The 22,489-nt window shown below is 36.9% G+C and carries 17 protein-coding genes, 1 other RNA gene and 1 riboswitch; of the genes, 15 read left to right on the forward strand and 3 right to left on the reverse strand.

Features of this window, described 5'->3' with window-relative positions:
• Nucleotides 1–47 precede the first annotated feature (47 nt).
• From parE to BKP35_RS09675, 6 genes are all read left to right on the forward strand, one after another.
• Nucleotides 48–2,024, forward strand: a complete 1,977-nt coding sequence (gene parE / locus BKP35_RS09650) for a DNA topoisomerase IV subunit B (RefSeq protein WP_071313135.1) — start codon at nt 48–50, stop codon at nt 2,022–2,024.
• Nucleotides 2,025–2,027: 3 nt separating this feature from the next.
• Complete coding sequence (parC, locus tag BKP35_RS09655) at nt 2,028–4,466, forward strand: DNA topoisomerase IV subunit A (RefSeq protein WP_071313136.1); 2,439 nt, start codon at nt 2,028–2,030, stop codon at nt 4,464–4,466.
• A 284-nt stretch (nt 4,467–4,750) separates the two neighbouring features.
• A complete protein-coding gene (locus tag BKP35_RS09660) occupies nt 4,751–5,455 on the forward strand; it encodes a pirin family protein (protein WP_071313137.1) in 705 nt (234 codons plus the stop codon).
• Between the two features lie 145 nt (nt 5,456–5,600).
• On the forward strand, nt 5,601–6,236 hold the full coding sequence (locus BKP35_RS09665) for an FMN-dependent NADH-azoreductase (RefSeq protein WP_071313138.1): 636 nt from the start codon (nt 5,601–5,603) through the stop codon (nt 6,234–6,236).
• 408 nt (nt 6,237–6,644) lie between these two features.
• Nucleotides 6,645–6,724, forward strand: a riboswitch (ZMP/ZTP riboswitch).
• 399 nt (nt 6,725–7,123) lie between these two features.
• The gene (locus BKP35_RS09670; RefSeq protein WP_071313139.1) at nt 7,124–8,323 is read left to right on the forward strand and encodes a phosphoglycerate dehydrogenase; all 1,200 of its coding nucleotides are present in this window, start codon (nt 7,124–7,126) and stop codon (nt 8,321–8,323) included.
• A 202-nt stretch (nt 8,324–8,525) separates the two neighbouring features.
• The gene (locus BKP35_RS09675; protein ID WP_071313140.1) at nt 8,526–9,422 is read left to right on the forward strand and encodes an acetamidase/formamidase family protein; all 897 of its coding nucleotides are present in this window, start codon (nt 8,526–8,528) and stop codon (nt 9,420–9,422) included.
• Between the two features lie 36 nt (nt 9,423–9,458).
• On the opposite strand, the gene BKP35_RS09680 is transcribed toward BKP35_RS09675, so the two are convergent.
• Complete coding sequence (locus BKP35_RS09680; protein WP_071313141.1) at nt 9,459–9,737, reverse strand: hypothetical protein; 279 nt, start codon at nt 9,735–9,737, stop codon at nt 9,459–9,461.
• Nucleotides 9,738–10,161: 424 nt separating this feature from the next.
• Here BKP35_RS09680 and BKP35_RS09685 point away from each other — a divergent pair, with 424 nt between their 5' ends.
• Together BKP35_RS09685 and BKP35_RS09690 are read left to right on the forward strand one after the other, a co-directional pair.
• Nucleotides 10,162–11,061 (forward strand): oxidoreductase, encoded by a 900-nt coding sequence (locus BKP35_RS09685; RefSeq protein WP_071313142.1) that lies wholly within the window; start codon nt 10,162–10,164, stop codon nt 11,059–11,061.
• A 158-nt stretch (nt 11,062–11,219) separates the two neighbouring features.
• Nucleotides 11,220–12,980: an ATP-binding protein gene (locus tag BKP35_RS09690; RefSeq protein WP_071313143.1), complete on the forward strand. Its 1,761-nt coding sequence runs from the start codon at nt 11,220–11,222 to the stop codon at nt 12,978–12,980.
• A gap of 82 nt (nt 12,981–13,062) precedes the next feature.
• On the opposite strand, the gene ffs is transcribed toward BKP35_RS09690, so the two are convergent.
• Nucleotides 13,063–13,328: signal recognition particle sRNA large type (ffs, locus tag BKP35_RS09695), an RNA gene on the reverse strand.
• 260 nt (nt 13,329–13,588) lie between these two features.
• Here ffs and BKP35_RS09700 point away from each other — a divergent pair.
• The gene (locus BKP35_RS09700; protein WP_071313144.1) at nt 13,589–14,824 is read left to right on the forward strand and encodes a SpoIID/LytB domain-containing protein; all 1,236 of its coding nucleotides are present in this window, start codon (nt 13,589–13,591) and stop codon (nt 14,822–14,824) included.
• A gap of 612 nt (nt 14,825–15,436) precedes the next feature.
• Here the strand turns inward: BKP35_RS09700 and BKP35_RS09705 are convergent.
• Nucleotides 15,437–16,675: an MFS transporter gene (locus BKP35_RS09705; RefSeq protein WP_071313145.1), complete on the reverse strand. Its 1,239-nt coding sequence runs from the start codon at nt 16,673–16,675 to the stop codon at nt 15,437–15,439.
• A 208-nt stretch (nt 16,676–16,883) separates the two neighbouring features.
• Here BKP35_RS09705 and BKP35_RS09710 point away from each other — a divergent pair, with 208 nt between their 5' ends.
• The 6 genes from BKP35_RS09710 to BKP35_RS09735 all read left to right on the forward strand — a co-directional run bounded on the left by BKP35_RS09710 (nt 16,884) and on the right by BKP35_RS09735 (nt 22,488).
• Nucleotides 16,884–17,816: a D-2-hydroxyacid dehydrogenase gene (locus BKP35_RS09710; RefSeq protein ID WP_071313146.1), complete on the forward strand. Its 933-nt coding sequence runs from the start codon at nt 16,884–16,886 to the stop codon at nt 17,814–17,816.
• 162 nt (nt 17,817–17,978) lie between these two features.
• Complete coding sequence (locus BKP35_RS09715; protein WP_071313147.1) at nt 17,979–18,830, forward strand: patatin-like phospholipase family protein; 852 nt, start codon at nt 17,979–17,981, stop codon at nt 18,828–18,830.
• A gap of 285 nt (nt 18,831–19,115) precedes the next feature.
• Entirely contained in the window at nt 19,116–19,580 is a 465-nt protein-coding gene (locus tag BKP35_RS09720; RefSeq protein ID WP_071313148.1) for a hypothetical protein, read from the forward strand.
• Nucleotides 19,581–20,054: 474 nt separating this feature from the next.
• Nucleotides 20,055–20,630, forward strand: coding sequence for a TetR/AcrR family transcriptional regulator (locus tag BKP35_RS09725; protein ID WP_071313149.1), 576 nt, complete (start codon nt 20,055–20,057; stop codon nt 20,628–20,630).
• 26 nt (nt 20,631–20,656) lie between these two features.
• Nucleotides 20,657–21,658, forward strand: a complete 1,002-nt coding sequence (locus BKP35_RS09730; protein WP_071313150.1) for an SDR family NAD(P)-dependent oxidoreductase — start codon at nt 20,657–20,659, stop codon at nt 21,656–21,658.
• 62 nt (nt 21,659–21,720) lie between these two features.
• On the forward strand, nt 21,721–22,488 hold the full coding sequence (locus BKP35_RS09735; protein WP_071313151.1) for a class I SAM-dependent methyltransferase: 768 nt from the start codon (nt 21,721–21,723) through the stop codon (nt 22,486–22,488).
• The last annotated feature ends 1 nt before the right edge of the window (nt 22,489 follow it).

The raw sequence follows: 22,489 nt of genomic DNA on the forward strand, positions 1-22,489 counted from the left end.
CGGATTTTTTGAACATCCTCTATTAGTTACGAAAGGAGTCATTTTATTTGGCAACGAAATCAAAGTTTGAATATAACGACGATGCCATCCAAGTACTAGAAGGGCTTGAAGCTGTAAGAAAACGCCCAGGGATGTACATCGGAAGTACTGACGCGAGGGGCTTACATCACCTCGTATATGAGATTGTTGATAATGCCGTTGACGAAGCGTTAGCGGGTTTCGGTAATGAAATTAAAGTTACCATTCATAAAGATAATAGTATTAGTGTAGAAGACGCCGGTCGTGGTATGCCCACAGGAATGCATAAAATGGGAAAACCAACTCCAGAAATCATCTTAACAGTCCTTCATGCGGGAGGAAAGTTTGGACAAGGTGGATATTCGACGAGTGGAGGTCTTCACGGAGTAGGCGCGTCAGTCGTAAATGCTCTTTCAGAATGGCTGGAGGTCACGATTAAACGTGATGGATTTATTTATAAGCAGCGTTTTGAAAACGGTGGAAAGCCTGTGACGACGTTAGAAAAACAAGGAACGACGAAAAAAACAGGAACAAAGATCCACTTTAAGCCAGACTCATCGATTTTTAGTTCAACGACATACAACTTCGAAACGTTAACCGAACGTTTACGTGAAGCGGCCTTTTTATTAAAAGGTTTGAAAATAGAATTAAAAGACACGCGTGCTGGAAAAGAAGATCAACAGGAAGTTTTCCATTATGAAAATGGTATTGAAGCGTTTGTTGAGTATTTAAATGAAGAAAAAGAAACAATACATCCAGTGGCTTTTTTCCAAGGGAAAAACCAAGATATCGATGTCGAATTTTCTTTTCAATTTAACGATGCTTATACAGAAAATGTCCTTTCATTCGTTAACAACGTTCGAACGAAAGATGGTGGGACACATGAGCTTGGTGCCAAAACGGCAATGACTAGGATTATTAATGAATACGCTAGAAAAATGGCTCTTCTTCGTGAAAAAGATAAAAACTTAGACGGTTCAGATATTCGTGAAGGTTTTACAGCGATCGTTTCTGTTCGAGTACCAGAGCAAAAGCTTCAATTCGAAGGGCAGACGAAAGGGAAACTAGGAACTCCTGAGGCGAGAAGTGCGGTTGACGCAGTTGTCAGTGAACAATTATCCTTTTTTCTAGAAGAAAACCCTGATATAAGCACGCTACTCATCAAAAAAACAATTAAAGCAGCTCAAGCTCGCGAGGCAGCTCGTAAAGCTCGTGAAGATGCTCGTAGCGGGAAGAAATCAAAGCGTAAAGACGCTCTTTTAAGTGGCAAGCTGACACCAGCTCAATCGAAGAACCCGAGCCGAAATGAACTTTATTTAGTTGAGGGTGATTCGGCCGGTGGATCGGCGAAACAAGGACGTGACCGCAAATTCCAAGCCGTTCTACCACTTCGAGGGAAAGTCATTAACACAGAAAAAGCAAAACTTGCTGATATTATGAAAAACGAAGAAATTCGTACGATCATTTATGCTATAGGCGCAGACGTCGGTGCAGATTTCACGATCGAAAATATTAATTACGATAAAATCATTATTATGACCGATGCTGATACTGACGGGGCTCATATTCAAGTATTGCTACTGACGTTTTTCTATCGCTACATGCGCCCGTTAATTGAAGCTGGGAAAGTGTATATCGCTCTTCCGCCTTTATATAAAGTGAGTAAAGGGACCGGAAAAAAAGAAGTAGTTGAATACGCGTGGGATGAAGACGGCTTAAAAGAAGCCTTGAAAAAAGTAGGAAAAGGCTATACAATTCAACGTTACAAAGGTCTGGGAGAGATGGATGCTACTCAACTATGGGAAACGACGATGGATCCAGAGACGAGAACGCTTATACGCGTGAAGATTGAAGATGTCGCTCGAGCAGAGCGTCGTGTTTCAACGTTAATGGGGGACAAAGTTGAACCTCGCCGTAAATGGATTGAAACGAACGTTGCATTCGGTTTAGATGAAGAGACAAACATCTTAGAAAATGAAAATTTGACCTTAACTGAGGAGGAATAAAGCTTGTTATTTTCCGAAAAATATTTAGACCTCCCCTTAGAAGATGTCATTGGGGATCGCTTTGGTCGATATAGTAAATACATCATTCAAGAACGGGCCCTGCCAGATGCAAGAGACGGCTTAAAGCCTGTTCAACGAAGAATTTTATATGCGATGCATAAAGAGGGAAATACGGCGGACAAGCCGTATCGTAAGTCAGCAAAAACGGTTGGTAACGTAATTGGTAACTACCACCCTCACGGAGACACTTCTGTGTATGACGCGATGATTCGTATGAGTCAAGATTGGAAAGTTCGTTACGGACTCATTCAAATGCACGGAAATAATGGTTCGATTGACGGTGACCCACCAGCAGCAATGCGTTATACAGAAGCTCGATTATCATCGATTTCATCGCAATTGCTACGTGATATCGAAAAAGAAACGGTAGATTTCATTCCGAACTTTGATGATTCAGAAGAAGAACCGGTCGTTTTACCGGCAATGTTCCCGAATTTACTCGTTAACGGTTCAACAGGTATTTCGGCTGGATATGCAACCGACATTCCACCTCACCATTTAGGTGAGGTCATTGATGCTGCGATTTTACAAATGGAAAAGCCGGACTGTGAATTAAATGATTTAATGGAAATCATTAAAGGACCGGATTTTCCGACCGGTGGAACTATTCAAGGTGTTGAAGGGATCCGCCAAGCATATAAAACGGGAAAAGGTAAAGTCATCGTTCGTTGTAAATCTGAAATCGAGTCGCTTCGCGGTGGTAAACAACAAATTATTATTACAGAAATTCCGTATGAGATCGTTAAAGCTAACCTCGTTAAAAAAATGGACGAAATTCGCTTTGATAAAAAAGTCGATGGAATTGCTGAAGTTCGTGATGAAACGGATCGAACAGGTTTACGTATCGTCGTTGAATTGAAAAAAGATGCTGATGCAGCAGGAATTTTGAATTATTTATATAAAAATACAGATCTTCAAATTACGTACAACTTTAATATGGTTGCGATTTTTAATAAAACACCACAGCTATTAGGCTTAAAGCCTCTTTTGCAAGCGTACGTCAATCATCAAAAGGAAGTGGTGACAAGACGTTCTACGTATGAGTTACGAAAAGCTGAAGAGCGTCAGCACGTCGTTGAAGGATTAATTCGTGCGATCTCGATTTTAGACGAAGTGATTGAAACGATCCGAGCCTCTAAAGATAAACGAGATGCGAAAAACAATTTAATGAGCAAGTTTCAGTTTACAGATGCGCAAGCTGAAGCGATTGTCACGTTACAGCTTTATCGTCTAACGAATACAGATGTCACGACGCTACAAAAAGAAAGTGACGAATTGCAAAAGAAGATCACTCAATTAAGTGAGATTTTAAATAGTGAAAAGAAGCTGATCCAAGTCATTAAAAAAGATTTGCTTACGATTAAGAAAACGTTTAATGATGAGCGTCGTACAGTCATCGAGGATGAAATTGAAGAAATCAAGATTAATCTAGAAGTGCTAGTTCCTGCTGAAGACGTTATCGTTACCGTGACGAAAGAAGGTTACGTGAAGAGAACAAGTGTACGTTCTTATTCCGCGTCCAATGGAGATCCTACGGGGATGAAAGAGGGCGATCGAGTCATTGGTCAATTTGAGACCAATACAACCGACACTTTGTTAATTTTCTCGATGAAAGGAAATTACTTATTTATCCCGGTTCATCAACTTCCTGATATTCGTTGGAAAGACCTCGGACAGCATGTCGCCAACATCGTTCCGTTAGAGCGTGGCGATGAAATTGTGAAAGCAATACCGATAAAAGAGTTCACAGAAGATCATTACCTCGTATTTTTCACGAAAAACGGAATGGCGAAACGTACGCAACTTTCCGATTATCAAGCACAGCGTTATTCGAAGCCTTTAATGGCGTTAAAATTGAAAAATGATGATGTTGTTGTAGATGTTCATTTAACTGATGGGTCGAAAGATGTCTTTTTAACTACAGCCTATGGGTTTGGACTATGGTATGAGGAAGATGAAATTAGTGTTGTCGGACAACGCGCAGCAGGTGTTAAAGGAATAAACTTAAAAGATGGCGACTATGTCATTAGCGGTCTAACATTAGAAAAAGATGAGAAAGCCCATTTATTTGTCGTTACTCAGCGTGGCGCTTATAAAAAAATGAATTTAACCGAATTCGATAAAACATCGCGAGCAAAGCGTGGCTTAATCATGTTACGAGAGCTAAAAAGTAATCCTCATCGCTTAATCGCTTTAAAAAAGGTTGACCAGCATTCTGTTTTTTACTTGAAAACGGAAAATGGAATTGAAGATGCATTACAAATGGATCAAATTCGCTTAAGTGACCGATACAGTAACGGTTCATTTATATTAGATACAACTAAAGACGGTGCAATAATTGATTTGTGGGAAGAAAGAAAAGAAGAACCAAAGCCAGAGTAGAAGATTTTAATAAACTTTATACTAGGAAGAAAAACTAAGGTACTCGCTGAATGTTTTTAGCGAATGCCTTAGTTTTTTTAGAACGGTAATGAACACCGTTGCTCACAAATCGTGATAGCGACTGTTGAAATTAACGACTGACTAAAGCGTCGTCTAACTTTTTGAGGTAATAAAGCATGGATGCATTTCAGAACAAATAATTTGCAATTCAATCGTTTGACATTCGAAATTATCTCTAATATAATTATCTTGAATTCGAGATAATAATTAGAGAGGTGAAAAAAGTGATAAAAGTATATCCAGCTGACTCAAGATACACGGCGGATCATGGTTGGCTAAAAAGCAAATTTAGTTTTTCTTTTGCCGAATATTTTGATCGTAATAATATGAACTTTGGACCGATGCGGGTGCTAAATGATGATATTATCGCACCGTTAAAAGGGTTTCCATCACACCCTCATAAAGAGATGGAAATCGTCTCCATTGTGTTAAAAGGGTATTTACAACATGAAGATAGCACGGGTGAGAAAGCTACGACGACGTTTGGCGGAGTACAACGAATGTCGGCGGGTACCGGGGTGGTTCATTCAGAGGTCAATCCATCACCAGATGAGGAAGTGAATCTTTTACAGATGTGGTTTATGCCTGAAATACCTGGGGTAAATCCATCGTATGAGCAAACAAATTTTGATGAGACTAAATTAAAAAATCAATTATTGCCTGTCGTATCGCAAAACGCAAAAGATGAAAATGTCGCAACGATTAATCAAGATTTAACAATTTACTTATCGGATTTAGAAAAAGGAAAGGAATTGACTTTTCAGCAAGGTGAAAACAGGAAAATTTTCCTATTTGTGATTGAAGGAGAACTTGTCGTCAATAATGAAGTAACGTTAAACAGACGTGACTCTGCTCGTATTGAAGATGTTTCATCACTTAACTTAAATTCTACGACAAACACGCGGTTCATGTTAATTGATTTACCGTAAGTATTGGTTCACTTTGAATAATGTTGCAAATCGCTGAAATTTGCAATAATATCTTGAATTCAAGATATCGATAATCAGGAATTGTTTTTTATTTTTTGCTAAAACTAAAAAAGTTAAAATGAGTAATGAAAGGAATGGTACAAAAATGGCAAAAGTATTGTATATTACCGCAAATCCAAATAACGAGGAACATTCTTATAGTATGGCAGTTGGAAAGGCGTTTATCGACACGTATAAGGAGGCCAATCCGAACGATGAGGTTATACACGTAGACCTTTACAAAGAAAACATTCCTCATATTGACCCAGATGTTTTTAGTGGATGGGGCAAACTACAATCAGGAAGCAACTTTGATGAGCTTTCAGCGGATGAAAAAGCAAAAGTAGGGCGTCTCTCAGAACTGTGCGAGCAATTTATTTCAGCTGATAAATATATTTTCGTGACACCGTTATGGAATTTCTCCTACCCACCAGTAATGAAGGCGTATATTGATTCAGTCGCTGTAGCTAATAAATCATTTAAGTACACTGAACAAGGGCCAGTTGGTTTATTAACGGATAAGAAAGCACTGCACATTCAAGCACGTGGAGGTGTTTATTCCGAAGGTCCAGCCGCACAATTTGAGATGGGACATCGTCATTTAAATGCAGTTATGCAGTTCTTTGGCATCCCATCGTTTGAAGGGTTATTCGTCGAAGGGCATGCGGCAATGCCAGACAAAGCACAGGAAATTAAAGAGAACGCGATTGCCCGTGCGAAAGATATGGCTCATACTTTTTAAAAAGATAAGAAAGTATATAATATTTGAACTTGGAAAGGTGTCTAGCTCCAAGACGCTTCACTGAATATGCTGCAGTGGAGTTTTGCGACGAGTAATCGCAGGAGCAGGCGCCATCGGCTTGACCGCTTCAGACTTTCCCTTGCGGTCTAAAACCTGACCGCTACGGGAAGGTCTTCGACCGGTTTTCGCCGATAGGCGGGCGCCTTGCGCTTTTCTTATAATAAATTTCCCCAAACTACAATCATCTTGGATATGAAATGATTCAAGGTGATTGTATTTTTTATTGCTCTGTTCACCATTTTAAAGTAAAGTTATGTGAGTTTTTAGCGCTTTTATGCTGTAAAGCGAAATTGTCACATTTTTAAGGTTGAAGCTTGAGGAACTATTTGATAATATATAAGAAATTAAAAGGCTATGTGTAACTGGCGAAAGCGGATAACCGTAGGGGAGCATATAGTATCGAAACGCCGTTCGCCTGGGCAGAGGTAAGGGAAGATCCTTTACCTCTTTATGTATATTAGGAGGAGATGCGTAGCGTAAAGGATAAATTTTATATTCAAAAGTCAGAATTAATAAAAGTTTCAGTGATTTAATTTTTTTTAGTAGTTGAGTGAAATTAATAATTACCAAAAAAGAGTCACGTCAAACAATATATAGTTACAAAATGTTTTGGTGCAACTATATATTGATCTTAGTGACGTAAATAATGAATTATGAAATTCATTAAGTTTATTTAATAAAGTATGAATTAGCATTTTTTCATAGATTCACAGATTATATGTTCATTAATGAACGAACTTTTTAGAAACATAGATTACTATTTTTTTCGAATTAATTAACTGAAAAATCGATACTTTTAAAAATATTAAAAAAAGGCAGGAGATATTATGAGCACGACAACTTTAGGCAAAGCTAAAACAATTAAGACGTTAAACAATATTGCTTCATGTGGGTTAAGTGTATTTAATAAAGAAAACTATACGGTTAATAATGAAAGTGAAAACCCTGATGCGATCGTTCTTCGAAGCTTTAATATGCACTCAATGGAATTGAATGCGCAACTAAAGGCGATCGCCCGAGCGGGAGCTGGGGTTAATAATATTCCGGTCGACAAATGTACAGAAAAAGGGATTGTTGTTTTCAATACGCCTGGAGCCAACGCCAACGCCGTAAAGGAACTAGTACTAACTTCGTTAATTGCTTCGTCTCGTAATCTATTTGAAGGGGTTGCTTGGGCAAAGACGTTAGAAAAAGAAGGAGAACAAATTCCAAAGCTAGTAGAAGCAGGCAAGAAAAACTTCGTTGGGAATGAAATTCGAGGAAAAACTCTCGGTGTGATCGGTTTAGGCGCAATCGGTGCGCTAGTTGCCAATGATGCTCTTGATTTAGATATGGAAGTCATCGGTTTTGATCCGTTCATTTCCGTTGATACTGCGTGGAACTTATCAAGAAATGTACATCGCGCAATGTCACTAGAACAATTGTTTGCTACTGCAGATTATATCACTGTACACGTCCCGTTAACGGGCGACACTAAAGGGATGTTAAACAAAGAAACGTTCAAGCTTATGAAAGATGGCGTTTATATCATGAACTTCTCTCGTGGAGGACTTATTAACGAAATCGATATGGCTCTAGCGCTCGAAAGTGGAAAAATTGGTAAGTACATCACTGATTTCCCGAACGAAGAAGTGTTAAGAATGAAAAATGCGATTCCAATCCCTCACCTTGGCGCATCAACGAATGAGTCAGAAGAAAACTGTGCAATTATGGCTTCACGCCAAGTAAAGGAGTATCTTGACACAGGAAATATTAAAAACTCAGTCAATTTTCCAAATGCGTCACTGCCTTATACAGGTAAGACTCGTGTAGCGGCATTTCATAAAAATGTTCCAAATATGGTGGGCCAAATCACCTCAGCGTTCTCGAACTATCACTTAAATATCGCTGACATGGTCAACAGAAGCCGTGGTGACTACGCATATACAATGATTGATATCGATAATGAAGTAGATAAAGATATGATCCCTGATATCGAAGCAAAAATCAAACAAATTGATGGCATTGTAACAGTTCGTACGATTTAATTAAAGTGCCTTTCACCCGTATGTGAAATTCCAATGAAATTTTAAACATTATAATAAAAGGAAAATCCTTGCTATTAGTTGAATACTTTTAGTGAGGATTTTTGAATTGTTCAACTTTCTATTCCATCGTTGCGAGAAAAATATGTGTTTGGGCAACATTATGAGAATAAAATAGTATAAATCAAAGAAAAGAGGGACTGTCATGGAAATATTATCTCGTGAATCAGTGATTTATAACTTTAGTAAAGAGCATAAACCTATTAAAAAAGTGGTATCAGGAACAAGTATAGAAATTAGTACATACGATTGTTTTGAAGGTCAAATTCAATCAGAGGACACTGAAATTTCAGCTCTAGATTGGGATCGAGTGAATCCTGCGACAGGTCCGATTTTTGTTGAGGGAGCAGAAGTAGGAGATGTTCTTAAAGTTAAAATCGAAAAGATAGAAATAGGAGACAAAGGTGTTATGGTCGTAGGCCCGGATCTTGGCGTGATGGGACATCGTTTTTCGGAGATGCAAGCTAAAATCATCCCCATACGTAACGGGAAGGCGATTTTCAACGAATTGGAGTTACCACTAAATCCAATGATTGGTGTTATTGGCGTGGCGCCTTCTGGAGATGCGGTTTCGTGTGGGACACCAGGAGAACATGGCGGAAATATGGATAATAAAATGGTTACAGAAGGAGCAACGTTATATTTACCTATCTTTACCGAAGGCGCATTATTCGGTCTAGGTGATTTCCACGCTGCGATGGGGGACGGTGAAATTAGTGTTTCAGGAATTGAAGTTCCTGGAAAAGCCACTGTGACATTAGAAGTAATGAAAGGAATTAGCCTAAAGCAACCAATGCTTGAAAATGAAGGCGTTGTAACACAAATTGCTTCGGCTGAAACGTTAGATGCTGCCGCTAAATTAGCAACAGAGTTAATGATTGACCAAATTGTATCGAAAACGAACATGACTGTGCAAGAAGTTACGATGTTAATGAGTGCTGTAGGGCAAGTTGAAGTTTGCCAAATCGTTGACCCATTAATCACTGCTCGTTTCGTTGTACCGAAATCGTTACTACAACAATTAAAGGTATCGATCTTATAATGCCCATTAATAAAGAAGAAAAGCTAGATTTTATTTCTAGCCTTTCTTCTTTATTTCACTTACAACAAACGCAAGTTCTTCGTTACCGAACATAGATAATGCAGCTAACAATGTTTCATTAGGAATGTGGTCAGCTTCCTCTTTGGAAACCGTTAAATCGATCGCTTTCTTTAATGCCTCATTGTTCTTTTGACTTGGATAAGCGCGCTCATATATATCGACAGGGTTTAAGTCATGGTTAACACACCATTGCGCAAAAATAAGAATCATCATTTCCTCATCTCGTTGATAGTTTTCGATGACACGATCTTTCATCAAAATTCACCTCTTTCATTTTCCATTATAAGAGTTGGAACGTACGTTTGTAAAATGGTATTTTGTCAAACTAACCACTATTTCATACAAAATGATCATGGAGATAATCCGCCACCATTTAATATGGAAAAGGCGGACACTTTCCTTCACTTCGCTTTTACCTTCTTGCGAATCTCAGAGGCTCGTTCACGAAAGTATCCGCCTTTTTTTATACAAAACCACATAGCGGCATTCCTGCCGCCGCCATCTAATATGAAAAGTTGGGCGAGGGTCCTGACCAACTAACGACTAACCAACAAACCAACTATTACATACTAAATCTAATAATGTGGTAAAATTGATTAATAGTTTAGCACTATAATGTTAGATTATCCTATAATAAAGCTTTAACAATTTTTCAAAATGTTGCAAGAGGTGAGCTTATTTGATAAAACAAGACTTATTCGAAAAAACGATCATTATAACTGGGGGAAATAGCGGGATCGGACTTGAGGCAGCGAAAATGTTGGTGAAAAGAGGAGCTCGTGTCGTTTTGGCCGTAAGAAACGAACAAAAAGGAAAGCAAGCAAAGAAGACAATTTTGGCAGAAAATAGTGATGCGCTCGTCGATGTGATGAAACTTGACCTTTCCGATTTAAAAAGTGTTAAAGACTTTTCAGAGCAATTTTTAGCTCGGTTTGAAAATTTACATATTTTAATAAATAACGCGGGAGTGATGGTACCGCCTTATCAATTAACAAAAGATGGTTTTGAGTTACAGTTTGGTTGTAATCATTTAGGGCATTTTGCTTTAACCGGATACCTGTTGCCAATGTTAGAAAAAACACCAAACTCACGTGTAGTTACTGTGAGTAGTATCGCTCACCGAGGAGCGTCGATCTTTTTTGATAATTTGGATGGCGCAAAAGGATATAAAGCCATGGCTTTTTATAAACAGAGTAAACTCGCTAATTTATTATTTGCACAAGAATTAGACGAGCGGTTAAAAGAACGGAGAATTTCAACGATAAGCGTCGCATGCCACCCAGGGATTTCTACAACTAATCTATTTAAATTTGGAAAACGTGATGCACCTCCATTTTTACTGAAGATAGCGAAGTTATTTTTACAATCTGCAGAAATGGGCGCTCTACCTACCGTTTATGCCGCTACTAATGAAAATTTAAAAGGTGGGGAATATATCGGCCCAGACGGAAAAGGCAATCGGAAAGGGAATCCGACGATCGAAGTCCCGGCGCCAGAAGTGTACAACAAGGAAACGATGAAAAAACTGTGGGACGTTTCAGAGAAGTTAACCGGGGGTAATTTTCACTTTGGTGGTTAGCGAGTACGAAATCTCACCTCATTGAAAATAACGATTTTAGGACTTATCAGTGGGATTGCGCTTTTCTTAGAAATCTTCACCAACGTCGTCCTATTTAACTAATGCTAATATCTATACTGGTTATTAAAGACACATGTGAAAATGGAGGCTAACAACACGTGAATAAAAAATACCCGATAAACACTCTGATAAAAAAACTTTCAACTGATGATTGTGGAGCACATATATTGTATGTGTTTAGTGACATCGACAAGTATATTGAAAATGCTACTAAATTTATTTATGAAGGTATTACACAAGGAGATATTGTACTTTTCAACGATAGCGAAGAATTAAATAAAACAATTGTTGAACAACTAAAATCATTGGGACTTACAAAAGATCAATTAAATAATTTAAAATTGATAGAAATGAATAAATTTTATCTTGGTAGAAGAACGTTTGATGCATTCAAAGTCAGTCAAGCGTTAAGAAATGTAGTACAGCCTTATATGGAACAAGGCTATAGCGTGAGAACTTGGGGCCAAGTCCCCTTTATTAATGAAAATGTTACGATAGAACAGCTCCGACTATATGAATGTAATTGTGATGACTACATAGGAGAGCGAAAAATGATTTCTGTTTGTACATATGATGGTTTTAACACACCAGCCTTAGTACAGAATGAACTATTGAAAACGCATACGCATTTTATGACAGATGATGACTATTTGATATCCCCTTTTTATCATAAAAAACATCACCAATCGCTAACAACGGGGGAACTATATAGGATACAAAAGTTAGAGCAGCAAAAGCAATATCTTGAAGAAAGAAATAATGACTTACTTTCCGAAAATAAATCCGTGAAATTAAAAAATGAAGTGATTAAGCAAAATGAGGCAAAGCTTTGTACAATTATTAATGAACTCCCTCTTCCAATAATTATTAGAAATGAGTCAACCATTCTTTTTTATAATGAAGTTGCAAAAAAACAATTTCAAATTAATAGTGAGAATATCTTTGAATTGAGAAACCTTATTCCTTTTTTTGAAAAATTCAGTTTAATAGAAGCTGCCGAAAAACAAATTCAGGAACATCAGTTTAGCCATATTAATGGTGAAAAGAAGTTTTACCTAGTGAAGTCTATTAGTCTTTTGTTTGACAGGCAGGAAGCATTTCTCCATTCCTTTATTGATATTACTCAAGAGAAGGATAATGAAAATTTAATCATTCGCTCTGAAAAAATGAATATTGCTGGAGAATTAGCTGCTAGTATTGCTCATGAATTAAGGAATCCGTTAGCGGCTATCAAAGGTTTTTTTCATATCCTTAAAACATCAGATGAAGAAAAAGAATTATATTTTAACGTGATTGAAGATGAACTCTCTCGAATCGAACAAATATCAAGTGAATTATTAACTCTAGCAAAACCGCATTCAGAGGATCGCAAAGTGCATAATATTATTCAGTTAGTTAACGAAGTGATATTGCTGCTAACGTCTCAAGCGAACATGAAGTCAGTAGAAATTAATCTCCTTACAAAAAAGGATGAAATATTTATAAAATGTGAAGCTGCGAAAATTAAACAAGTCTTTATTAATATGATAAAAAACGCAATTGACGCAATGGAAAATCCAGGAAATATCAGCTTAGTTGTAAATGAAATGAGCGATAATATTCAAATTGAAATAATCGACGAAGGTAGTGGTATTCCAGAAGAAGTAATAAGTAAAATTGGTGAACCCTTTTACACTACAAAGGAAAAAGGTACAGGAATCGGCCTTATGGTTTGCTATCAAATTATTGAAAGCCATGGTGGAAACATTCAAGTCGAAAGTAAGGTCGGTAATGGAACGAAATTCACGATTACATTCCCGACTTTAACGAAGAAAGTCACTACTAGTAACGAGAAAAAAGCTAACGTTGTGCCGTCATGAGCGTTTTGTATGTATTTGCATTTGAAAAACATAAATGGGCGCACCTGAAATTGGTGCCCCCATTTTTCTAACTATATGTAAATCGCAAACCTAAGTACGATTTAATCATCCATGCGTATCCTTTTTCTTTGACTCAGAAAAAATGGTCTTTTACACAAGAAAATGGTCCTTCTTATGGCTGCTTCCTTCCGGATCTGACCCGTTCGTAGGGTTTTCTTTGTAAAAGGTTTTTTCATCAACATCAAATCGAAAGTACTGTCCACACATGACTAAACCTTCATTAGGAATTCGACCCTGCTATAGCGGATTGCAGGTTACAAGGCGCCGCTACTGCCCCGTCTATTGCGATGTGTTTCAACTGAATAACTATATCTTACATGTTTTTTTAATCGATGTATATATTAAACGATTGCCACTGGAGGATATTGTTGACATTTCACTATGCCGATTAGAAAAGCGATCACATATCGACGACGATTCTCCACTTTTATATTAAGTATTTACTTGAGAAATCATTTATACTCTTGGCTACACTTAGCCCCACGATATAAGTTTTCTGGAAAAATTAATATAGAATAAACAGATTTCGGAAGAGACATTATACGGGTATGAGATACTTACTAATTATTTTCATATTGTTTTTGTCTTTTCTATTTCCAAATGGAGTAATAGCCGATGAAATGGTGACCGTTAAATTAGTTAACTATATCGGCGATACTAATGAGTTGGATCTCGCTCTAAAAGGAGAGTTTTACACTCTTGATCCCGCGCTAAGTTTAAAAGAAGGAGTGAATTATCAATTAAAAGTAAATGATGGTTCGATTCGAATAGAAGGGGAGGAGAAAACGTTTCATATTAATGAATCATTTGCACTGATCCCGAAAACATATGATGAAAATCATGTTATTTACATTAATGATCGTCCGTACTTAGGTTCCGTAGAGTTTCAAATCGAGGACGGTAAAAATGTTCGACCTGTTAATCAACTTTTTTTAGAAGATTATTTAAAAGGGGTCGTACCTTTTGAAGTGTACCCGTCATGGGAACTTGAAACATTAAAGGCGCAAACGTTAGCCGCTCGAACGTATGCAGTTACTCATATGAAGAAAAATATGGATGATACGATCCGTTTTCAAGTGTATGGGAAAGCGGTAGATGAAACGAAGGGCGAAGTGATCACTTACAAAGACCGACCGATTGACGCGTTTTACTCAGCAAGTAACGGAGGGATGACAGAAAGTAATAAAAATGTATGGGGAGGTAACGCCTTAAGCTACTTTCCGATCAAAAAGGATCCGTACGACCCAACTCATCCGTGGGAATTTACGCTTAATAGGAGTCAAATCGTTTTAGACGAAATCAATTGGGATGACCACAATTGGTGGGATGAAATTGAGGAAGTTGATACGGAAATTACAGCAGCAATGAAAAATTGGCTCTATAATAAAGGATACTCATCTGATATTAAGATTTTATCGGTTACTGATTTTGAAATAACGCCGAAACAGCTTTCTTCTGAACGAACCGAAGAAGGAGCCTTAACGGTTGAATTTTTACAACGTTTATTAGATGGAACCGTCTTATATGAAGTGATCAATTTTGAAAATGGCAATGTAAATCGAATTCGTCCTTTAATCGGTGGCAATGTGTTTAAAAGTTATTTAATCGATTCGTTTACAGAAAATGGCGAGGCTTATATAGTGAAAGGAAGAGGTTTTGGTCATGGTGTCGGTATGAGCCAATGGGGTGCACAAATGATGGCAGAGCAAGGAAAATCATATGAGGAAATTTTACAGTTTTATTATCCAGGGACAAAGATTAAAAACGTAACCAATTCAAATTAGGACAGAATGAATACCGAAATGCGATCAGAAGTCGTATTCTGTTTGTAGGAAAAATAGGGCTGCCCCAAAAGTGTGTGACACTTGTTTTGGGGCACCCTTAATTTTTATACGCTTTTAGGATGATTAGCGACTTAGGATACCCGCTTTTGTATGAAAAAAGCCGAATGATTTCGTGAACGAGCCTCTGAGATTCGCAAGAAGGTCAAAGCGAAGTGAAGGAAATCATTCGACTTTTCCATATTAGATGGTGACGGGTTCCCGTCATGAAGTTTTTCCCTCTTAAGAAATAATTGAGCTCGTATTGATCAGTTTGTATTTAGTAGGTAAACGAATTTGAAACAAGCATTTAAAGAAGCAAAAGACTATTTTAACAATAACAAAAAAGATTAATGAATTTCATAATCCATTATTTCCGCCACTAAGATCAATATATATTGCGAGATGTGGCTCATTTTAGGTATTTATGAAATTCACTCAGATAAATAAAGAGGGAAGTTAGTTAAAAAACAATTAGGGTTCGCCAGTGTCTTGTGCTGTGCGAGCCCTAGTTTTCTTTTTTTCACATTCCATTTTAACTAGCTTAGTATAATTTTTTGTACAACCTCCATGGGCTTATAAATTTGCGACTGATTTCTTTTTTGAACTCGTAGAGGTATTTCTCTTTGACATCGCAGGTACGACATTATATTTTACTATTAAAACGTTGATCAGTAACAATATAGATGAAGCAATAAATAAGCTTCGAATTCCCGCAACCGACGTTAACCAACCACCGGCAATCGGTCCAAGCATCGTCCCTAAGTACATAAAGCTATTTGAATAACCGAACGTTCGACTTTCCATTCCTTCAGGAGCTAAATGACGAATTAACGAATTGATCGATGGTAATAATCCACCTAAACAAAGCCCTAATAAAAATCGAAAAATAAGAAGTTGCCAATACGTTTCTACAAAGGCTTGCGGTAAGGTGATAATTGCCGCAAAAAGTAAAGAAATTAGCAAAACAAACTGAGTGCCTCTTTTGTCGCTTAACTTTCCGAGGAACGGACTAGCTGACATGTTCGCAAATCCCATCACAGACATCGCTAACCCAGCGAAGAAAGCGACATTTTGTGAAGTAGTGAGGTCTTGTACGTACAATGATAAAAGTGGGTTTATTCCGATCAATGCACATTGAACAATGAAAAAGACGATAAATAAAGACAAAATCGGTGAGGTAGAGACGATTTTTTTGAAATCTTCGATCGTATTTGTCTTCACTATTTCTTCTTTTTTCTGCTGATCTTCTTTGACAAAAAATAAAACGGCAACCGCTGTGATGAGGATCGTTAGTCCTGTGACGTAAAACACCATTCGAAATCCAATTAAATCAGCTAAAACTCCACCGAACAATGGACCGCAAATGCCACCAGCTACAGCACCAGCTTGTAACATTCCGAGGGCGTATCCTGTTCGCTCTTTCGGTGTCGTCATTGAAATTAACGTAATTGCAGCGGGGATAAACCCTGAGATACTTCCATTTAACAAACGCAAAAACAGTAAAGACCAAGGCCCAGTTGCGAATCCGGTAAGGGTGATAACAATCGCCATTCCAAAGCCTGAGCGTAGTAACATTAATTTCCGTCCGTGTCGATCGGCAAGTTTTCCCCATAATGGTGAAAATAAAAAGGCCGTTAGAAAGTTTGCGCCAAAAATAATTCCAGCCCAGCGACTAACAGATTGTGGATCAGTGACTCCTAATTCTTGTAAATATAAAGGTAAAAAGGGGATAATCATCGTCATTGCAGCCATGACAAAAAATTGACATACCATAAGTATGTATAAGTTTCGTTTCCAATTCGTTTTTGGCATTTATTTTTTTCACTCCCATATCGTTATACCTATTATACTTCGGAGGTCGAAATATTCAAGGGGAAATCAGAAATTGTTAAAAAATTTGTATTTTACTATGGAACGAAAACACCTTACTGTTGTACTTTAGAAAATTACGTTACAATAACAATATTAATAATTTCTTCCATAAAGCAACCCGAAATAAACGTAAGAGGTGATTTTAAAAATGAACATCGAAAATATTGTTGTTGTAAGTCCTAAATATAAGGAATTAAAGCAACTAATTCAAAGTAAAAACGTAGAAAAAAACTTTCGATTTTTACCCGAAGAAGAAGCAACCGAGGAAGAATTAGATTGGGCTGATGCTTTTCTAGCCTTTAATTTAAAATCAGACCACGATTATTCTCGTGTGAAGTGGGTTCATTCTTTAGGAGCGGGAGTAGACAGCTTGCTTTTCAAAAAAGAATGGGACGAAAACGTATTGTTAACTAGAACGATTTGTTCGTTTGGGCAAAGAATTGGCGAGTATAGCTTAAGTTATATTTTAAAAGATCTGCAATTTCACGAGCAATTCGACCAACAACAAAAAGAAAAAAACTGGCAGCCGATCACTCCAAAATTACTAAGCGATCAAAAGGTAATGATTTATGGAACGGGTGAAATCGGCCAAGTAACTGCTAAAATTTTAGCTTCACTAGGTGTCGAAGTTTACGGAGTTTCATTAAGTGGTAAACAAAAAGAGCCATTTAAAGATGTAATGAATGTCAACGAGCATCTCAGCTATTTAAGTAACGTCGATTACATTATCAATACCTTACCCCTAACGGAAAAAACGGAGTACTTATTTAATGAAAACATTTTTAAGCAAGTTGCCAATGTCGGCTTTATTAATGTTGGAAGAGGTAGGTCAATTGATGAAGCCGCGTTACTTAAAGCTTTAAATGAAAGCCAAGTGAGGTTCGCGGTATTAGATGTATTCACCGAAGAACCACTGCCGAAAGAAAATCGATTGTGGGAACATCCAAATGTTTCGGTGACTCCCCACATTTCAGCAGTGACAACTCCCGACGAAGCTGTCGAATGTTTTGTAGAAACACTTAAAAATATTGAAGAAAATCAACCACTACCTAACAAAGTAGATATTAAAAAAGGTTTCTAAATTAAAGAATTTCATAATCATTATTTTGCGCCTCTAGGTTGCTACATCTAATTGAGTTAAATCGTTCTAAAAAGATGTAGATGTATGCGCTAGATTATTGGTATTATGAAATTTGCTCAAATACATAATTAGAAAAAGAATTGATAATTGAGGGTTGAGAGTATGCAAAATATAGGATTAGTTCTAGAAGGGGGCGGTATGCGCGGTCTTTACACCGCAGGCGTCCTAGAGTATTTTTTAGAAAAACAATTATTTTTTCCGTATGTTATTGGGGTTTCAGCAGGAGCTTGTATGGCTGCTACCTACTTATCGCGGCAAAAAGGGAGAAATAAAAAGGTCAATACGAGCCTTGTGAAAGACCCACGTTATTTGTCATTACGGAATTTGATTTTTAAAAGACAGCTATTTGGAATGGACTTTTTGTTCGATGATATCCCGAACAGAGTAGTTCCTTTTGACTATGATACGTTTAATCAAGGAAAAGAGCGATTTTTAGTAGGCGCGACTTGTTGCCATACAGGAGAAGCCGTCTTTTTCGATAAAGCAGACCATAGTGAAAATATTTTACAAATTATTCGAGCCTCAAGCTCATTGCCGTTCGTAGCACCGCCCGTTTCATATCATGGGAAGTTACTTTTAGATGGCGGACTTGTTGATCCGATTCCGATCAAAAAATCACAACATGACGGCAATATCAAAAATGTGGTCGTAATGACGAAAGCTGAAAATTTTCGTAGAAAGCCTAGTAAATTTGCATCATTGGCTAAAATCACCTATCGATCTTATCCAGCCATATATGATTTATTGCAAAAAAGACACGAAGTATATAACGATACACTCTCTTGTATTGAAGAAGAGGAGCAACATGGCAGGACGTTTGTAATAAAACCAAGCATTGAACTTCCTGTAGGACGGATTGAGCGAAATGAGAAAAATTTAATTGCTTTATACGAACTTGGTTATAATGATGCCAAAGAAAAATGGACGAGTTTAAATCAGTTTTTGTCTCAATAATTCGTTGTTGGTGAAGTTTATAAAAATATAGTTACGAGTTGACCTGGGCTGTTCCAATGGAGCGGTCTTTTTTGTTTGTGTGAAAATTCAAAAAAAGCTTTATTTACGAACGTATGTTTTATATAATGGAAATAGAGAAGGGATAAAAGGAAAAGGTTTTGTTTTGTGGTAGGGTAAGTAATTTTATTTACTTGTTAACTTTAGTCAATTGGGATGTTGTGCTTTAAAAGTTAGTTTAAAATGCTATAATAATAGCGATATTTCTTTTAGAAAGGAATGTTTTAAATGACTGATAAACTTGACATAATTTTAGAAAAACTCGATAAAGTTAGTAGTGATGTTACAAAGATATCGTCTGATCAAAAAGAGATGCGAGGTGAAATAAACACTTTATCATCCAATCAAGAGGCAATGCGAGGTGAAATAAACACTTTATCATCTAATCAAGAGGCGATGCGAGGTGAAATAAACACTTTATCATCTAATCAAGAGGCGATGCGAAGTGAACTGAAGTCACTATCTAATGAAGTAGGTACTTTGTCGTCAAATCAATTTGAGATGAAAGAAGATATAAAGACATTACTAATTAAAGTACAGGAACAGCATATTGAAAATATAAATTCAGATGATTTTATATTAAAATCGCTTCAAGAATTGAAAGAAAGTGTTCGTTTTATTAATCATAGACAAGCTGATAATGAACTTGAAATAAATAATATAAAAAAATTAAAACAGTATGAAGGGCAATAACTAATGTTTATATAGACTGAGGTTTAATATTTTTGCCTTTCCTAGATATAAATGCGATCTTATCATCAATACAATCGCTCCTTTTATTCCTAAGTTTAAAAATTTACAAGGCGTTTCAACAAGTGACCTGTTGCTTCAACAGAGTAAATATACTGACATCAACTTTACTATTCCGGGTAGTAAGGTTTTTTGTGTTTCATTAATAAAGTAGCTTACTTTCCTTCGCAAGATTTTTTTACAATGGCACTTTATCTTATCTGTAAAATAATATTACATAACAGACTGGTAAAAATAGGAAAGGTAAATACAAATTTATGGTAAAAAACAGTTTACAAAATAAAAAGAATGTATTACGATTGATATATAACAAAAGATATATAACAGATGATCTACTACAGCGGAAATGTCCACCCCTCGTGGACAAAATGCCGAAATGTCCACGAGGGGTGTCAGACACCATAAAGGAGGGAAATTATGCCGCCGAAAAAGAAGTTTTCGAAACAACAAATCGTTGACGCAGCTTTTGATATAGCAAGAACTGAAGGGATTGACAATATCACGATTAGAAAAGTCGCCGAAAAATTAGGTAGTTCGATCGCGCCTATCTATGTAAACTTCAAGGATGTTGATGAACTTATAGAGGAGGTTGTAAATAAAATATTTGCTGTGAGTCAACAGCTTTTACAACAAGAAAATAGTGGAAGGCCTTTTCGTGACATCGGTGTCGCGAGTATTCGTTTTGCGAAACATTATAGTGTGCTTTTTAAAGACTTAGTAATGAACCAGAACAAATTTATTAAAAAATTAGAACAAGGAAGTAACAGCGATATTATTGAGCTTATGAAACAAGATGCAGACTTAAAAGGTTTTACAGATGAAGAGCTTCAAGAAATTTTACTAAAAATGAAAATCTTCCAAACAGGTCTTTCGATAATGGTTGCAAATGAGTTACTTCCAGACGAATTTAACGAAGAAAAGATGATAGAGATACTTGAAAGTACTGCTAATGACGTCATTGCCGCTGCCCATCTAAATAAAAAAGAAGATTAAATTTTAAAAATAAGGGATGAGTGAAAATGAAAAAGCGAACGGTGATTATTACTGGAGCAAACTCTGGAATTGGTAAAGCTGCTACGCTGCAATTTGCCAAAGAAGGTTACACTGTGATCATGGCATGTCGAAATATCGAAAAGAGTGAGAAAGTTCATAAGGACATTATTGAGGCGACTCAAAACCGAAACGTCGAACTCATGAAGCTTGATGCCTCTTCATTTCAATCGATTCATCAATTTTGCGAAGAATTTAAAAAACGCTATGAAACATTGGACATTTTAATTCATAATGCTGCTTATTTTAATCACGGCGCAAAATATTGTGTGAGTGATGATGGAATTGAAATGACATTTAATACGAACGTCGTTGGACCTTATTTAATCACATGTTTACTTTTAGATCAGCTGAAAAAGTCCGACGATGCGCGAATTTTAAATGCGGGTAGTAACATTATTAAACACTTTTTTGACCCTAAGAAAAAAATTGAGTTTAGTAATTTACAAGGAGAAAATAACGATCCTAAATATTCAGTATATAAAATGTACTGCCAATCAAAAATGGCGTTGATGCTGCTTACTTTTAAAATGGCAGACGAATTCAAAAATCACGGCATTAAAGTAAACGCACTACAAATTAACGGTGCCACGATGTCAAAAGAAACCCTTCAAAAAGTTACTCTAAGGTACCGATTGATTGCAAGAGTGCAAAACCGATTTTTTCGTCCGCCTAGCTATATGGCAAACAATTACTATGAAATTTGTACTTCTGAGAACTATAAAGACACAACAGGGAAGCTGTTTAACGATAAACTTGAGATTATGGAAGCTGCGCCAAAGCAACCGCAAGGCTTTATTCATGATATAAAACAAGTGACCGGCTCGAGCCTTTACCCATATTATGCCGATGATCCAACAATGACAAATGAAGTGTGGGAATTTTGCGAAAGGGTAACAGGGAAATCGATCGATGACTACCTAAACAGTTACAAAGAAATAGAAAACGAAAAAGTAGAAACAGTAAAATAAGTGAGTGAATACTTCAAAGGTAACCTATAAGTAAATCAAAAATTAAGTAGGTGGGATTTAAATTGTTAAGTTATTATAGTAAGCTATCGTCACAAGTATATGATATTGATAAGCCGATCGGTCATTCGTTCGGAGATGTGGAATATTATCTAGAACGACTTGCACCTATAAAAGAAGGGCGTATTTTAGAGCCCGCAACAGGTACGGGACGTATTCTTATACCACTTTTAGAAGCTGGGTTTCAGGTGGATGGTTTTGACCTTTCGGAGGAAATGTTAAGTATTTGTCGTAAAAACTGCGAAAAAAGAGGTTTAAGTACGACTCTTTTCGAGGGGCGGATGGAGTCTTTTACATTAAATTCAAAGTATGATGTGATCATCGTTCCAACAGGGACATTTCTATTATTACATGAGCGGGAACAGTCTATTGAAGCTCTAAAAAATTTTTACAAGCATCTTACTGATGGTGGGCGCCTAATTGTTGATCTTTTTTTACAAACAGATATTGCACTTAATCAAATCACAACGAAAACGTGGGAATTAGGAAATGGCGATATAATTACATTCGAAAATAAAACGGTCGAAGTCGATTATATTAACCAGTATACCGTTTCTCATGGCCGTTACGAAAAATGGCGTAATGGTAACCTTATTCAAACCGAATTAGAACGTTTTCCGTTACGATGGTATGGAGTAGAGGAATTCAAAATGTTGCTAGAAAGTATCGGATTTGACCAGATCGTCATTTCTGCAGACTATAACTACGGACAGTACCCGGTAAATAAAGAACAAACGATTACTTTTGAAGCAATTGCTAAAAAAAAGAGTTAAT

Source organism: Anaerobacillus arseniciselenatis, from assembly GCF_001865995.1.
Classification (GTDB): domain Bacteria; phylum Bacillota; class Bacilli; order Bacillales; family Anaerobacillaceae; genus Anaerobacillus; species Anaerobacillus arseniciselenatis.

Coding starts and splice junctions, on each gene's coding strand:
- BKP35_RS09665 (WP_071313138.1), top strand. CDS start 5,601: ATGGCAAAAGTATTGTATATTACCGCAAATCCAAATAACGAGGAACAT.
- BKP35_RS09670 (WP_071313139.1), top strand. CDS start 7,124: ATGAGCACGACAACTTTAGGCAAAGCTAAAACAATTAAGACGTTAAAC.
- BKP35_RS09675 (WP_071313140.1), top strand. CDS start 8,526: ATGGAAATATTATCTCGTGAATCAGTGATTTATAACTTTAGTAAAGAG.
- BKP35_RS09680 (WP_071313141.1), bottom strand. CDS start 9,737: ATGAAAGATCGTGTCATCGAAAACTATCAACGAGATGAGGAAATGATG.
- BKP35_RS09700 (WP_071313144.1), top strand. CDS start 13,589: ATGAGATACTTACTAATTATTTTCATATTGTTTTTGTCTTTTCTATTT.
- BKP35_RS09705 (WP_071313145.1), bottom strand. CDS start 16,675: ATGCCAAAAACGAATTGGAAACGAAACTTATACATACTTATGGTATGT.
- BKP35_RS09710 (WP_071313146.1), top strand. CDS start 16,884: ATGAACATCGAAAATATTGTTGTTGTAAGTCCTAAATATAAGGAATTA.
- BKP35_RS09715 (WP_071313147.1), top strand. CDS start 17,979: ATGCAAAATATAGGATTAGTTCTAGAAGGGGGCGGTATGCGCGGTCTT.
- BKP35_RS09720 (WP_071313148.1), top strand. CDS start 19,116: ATGACTGATAAACTTGACATAATTTTAGAAAAACTCGATAAAGTTAGT.
- BKP35_RS09725 (WP_071313149.1), top strand. CDS start 20,055: ATGCCGCCGAAAAAGAAGTTTTCGAAACAACAAATCGTTGACGCAGCT.
- BKP35_RS09730 (WP_071313150.1), top strand. CDS start 20,657: ATGAAAAAGCGAACGGTGATTATTACTGGAGCAAACTCTGGAATTGGT.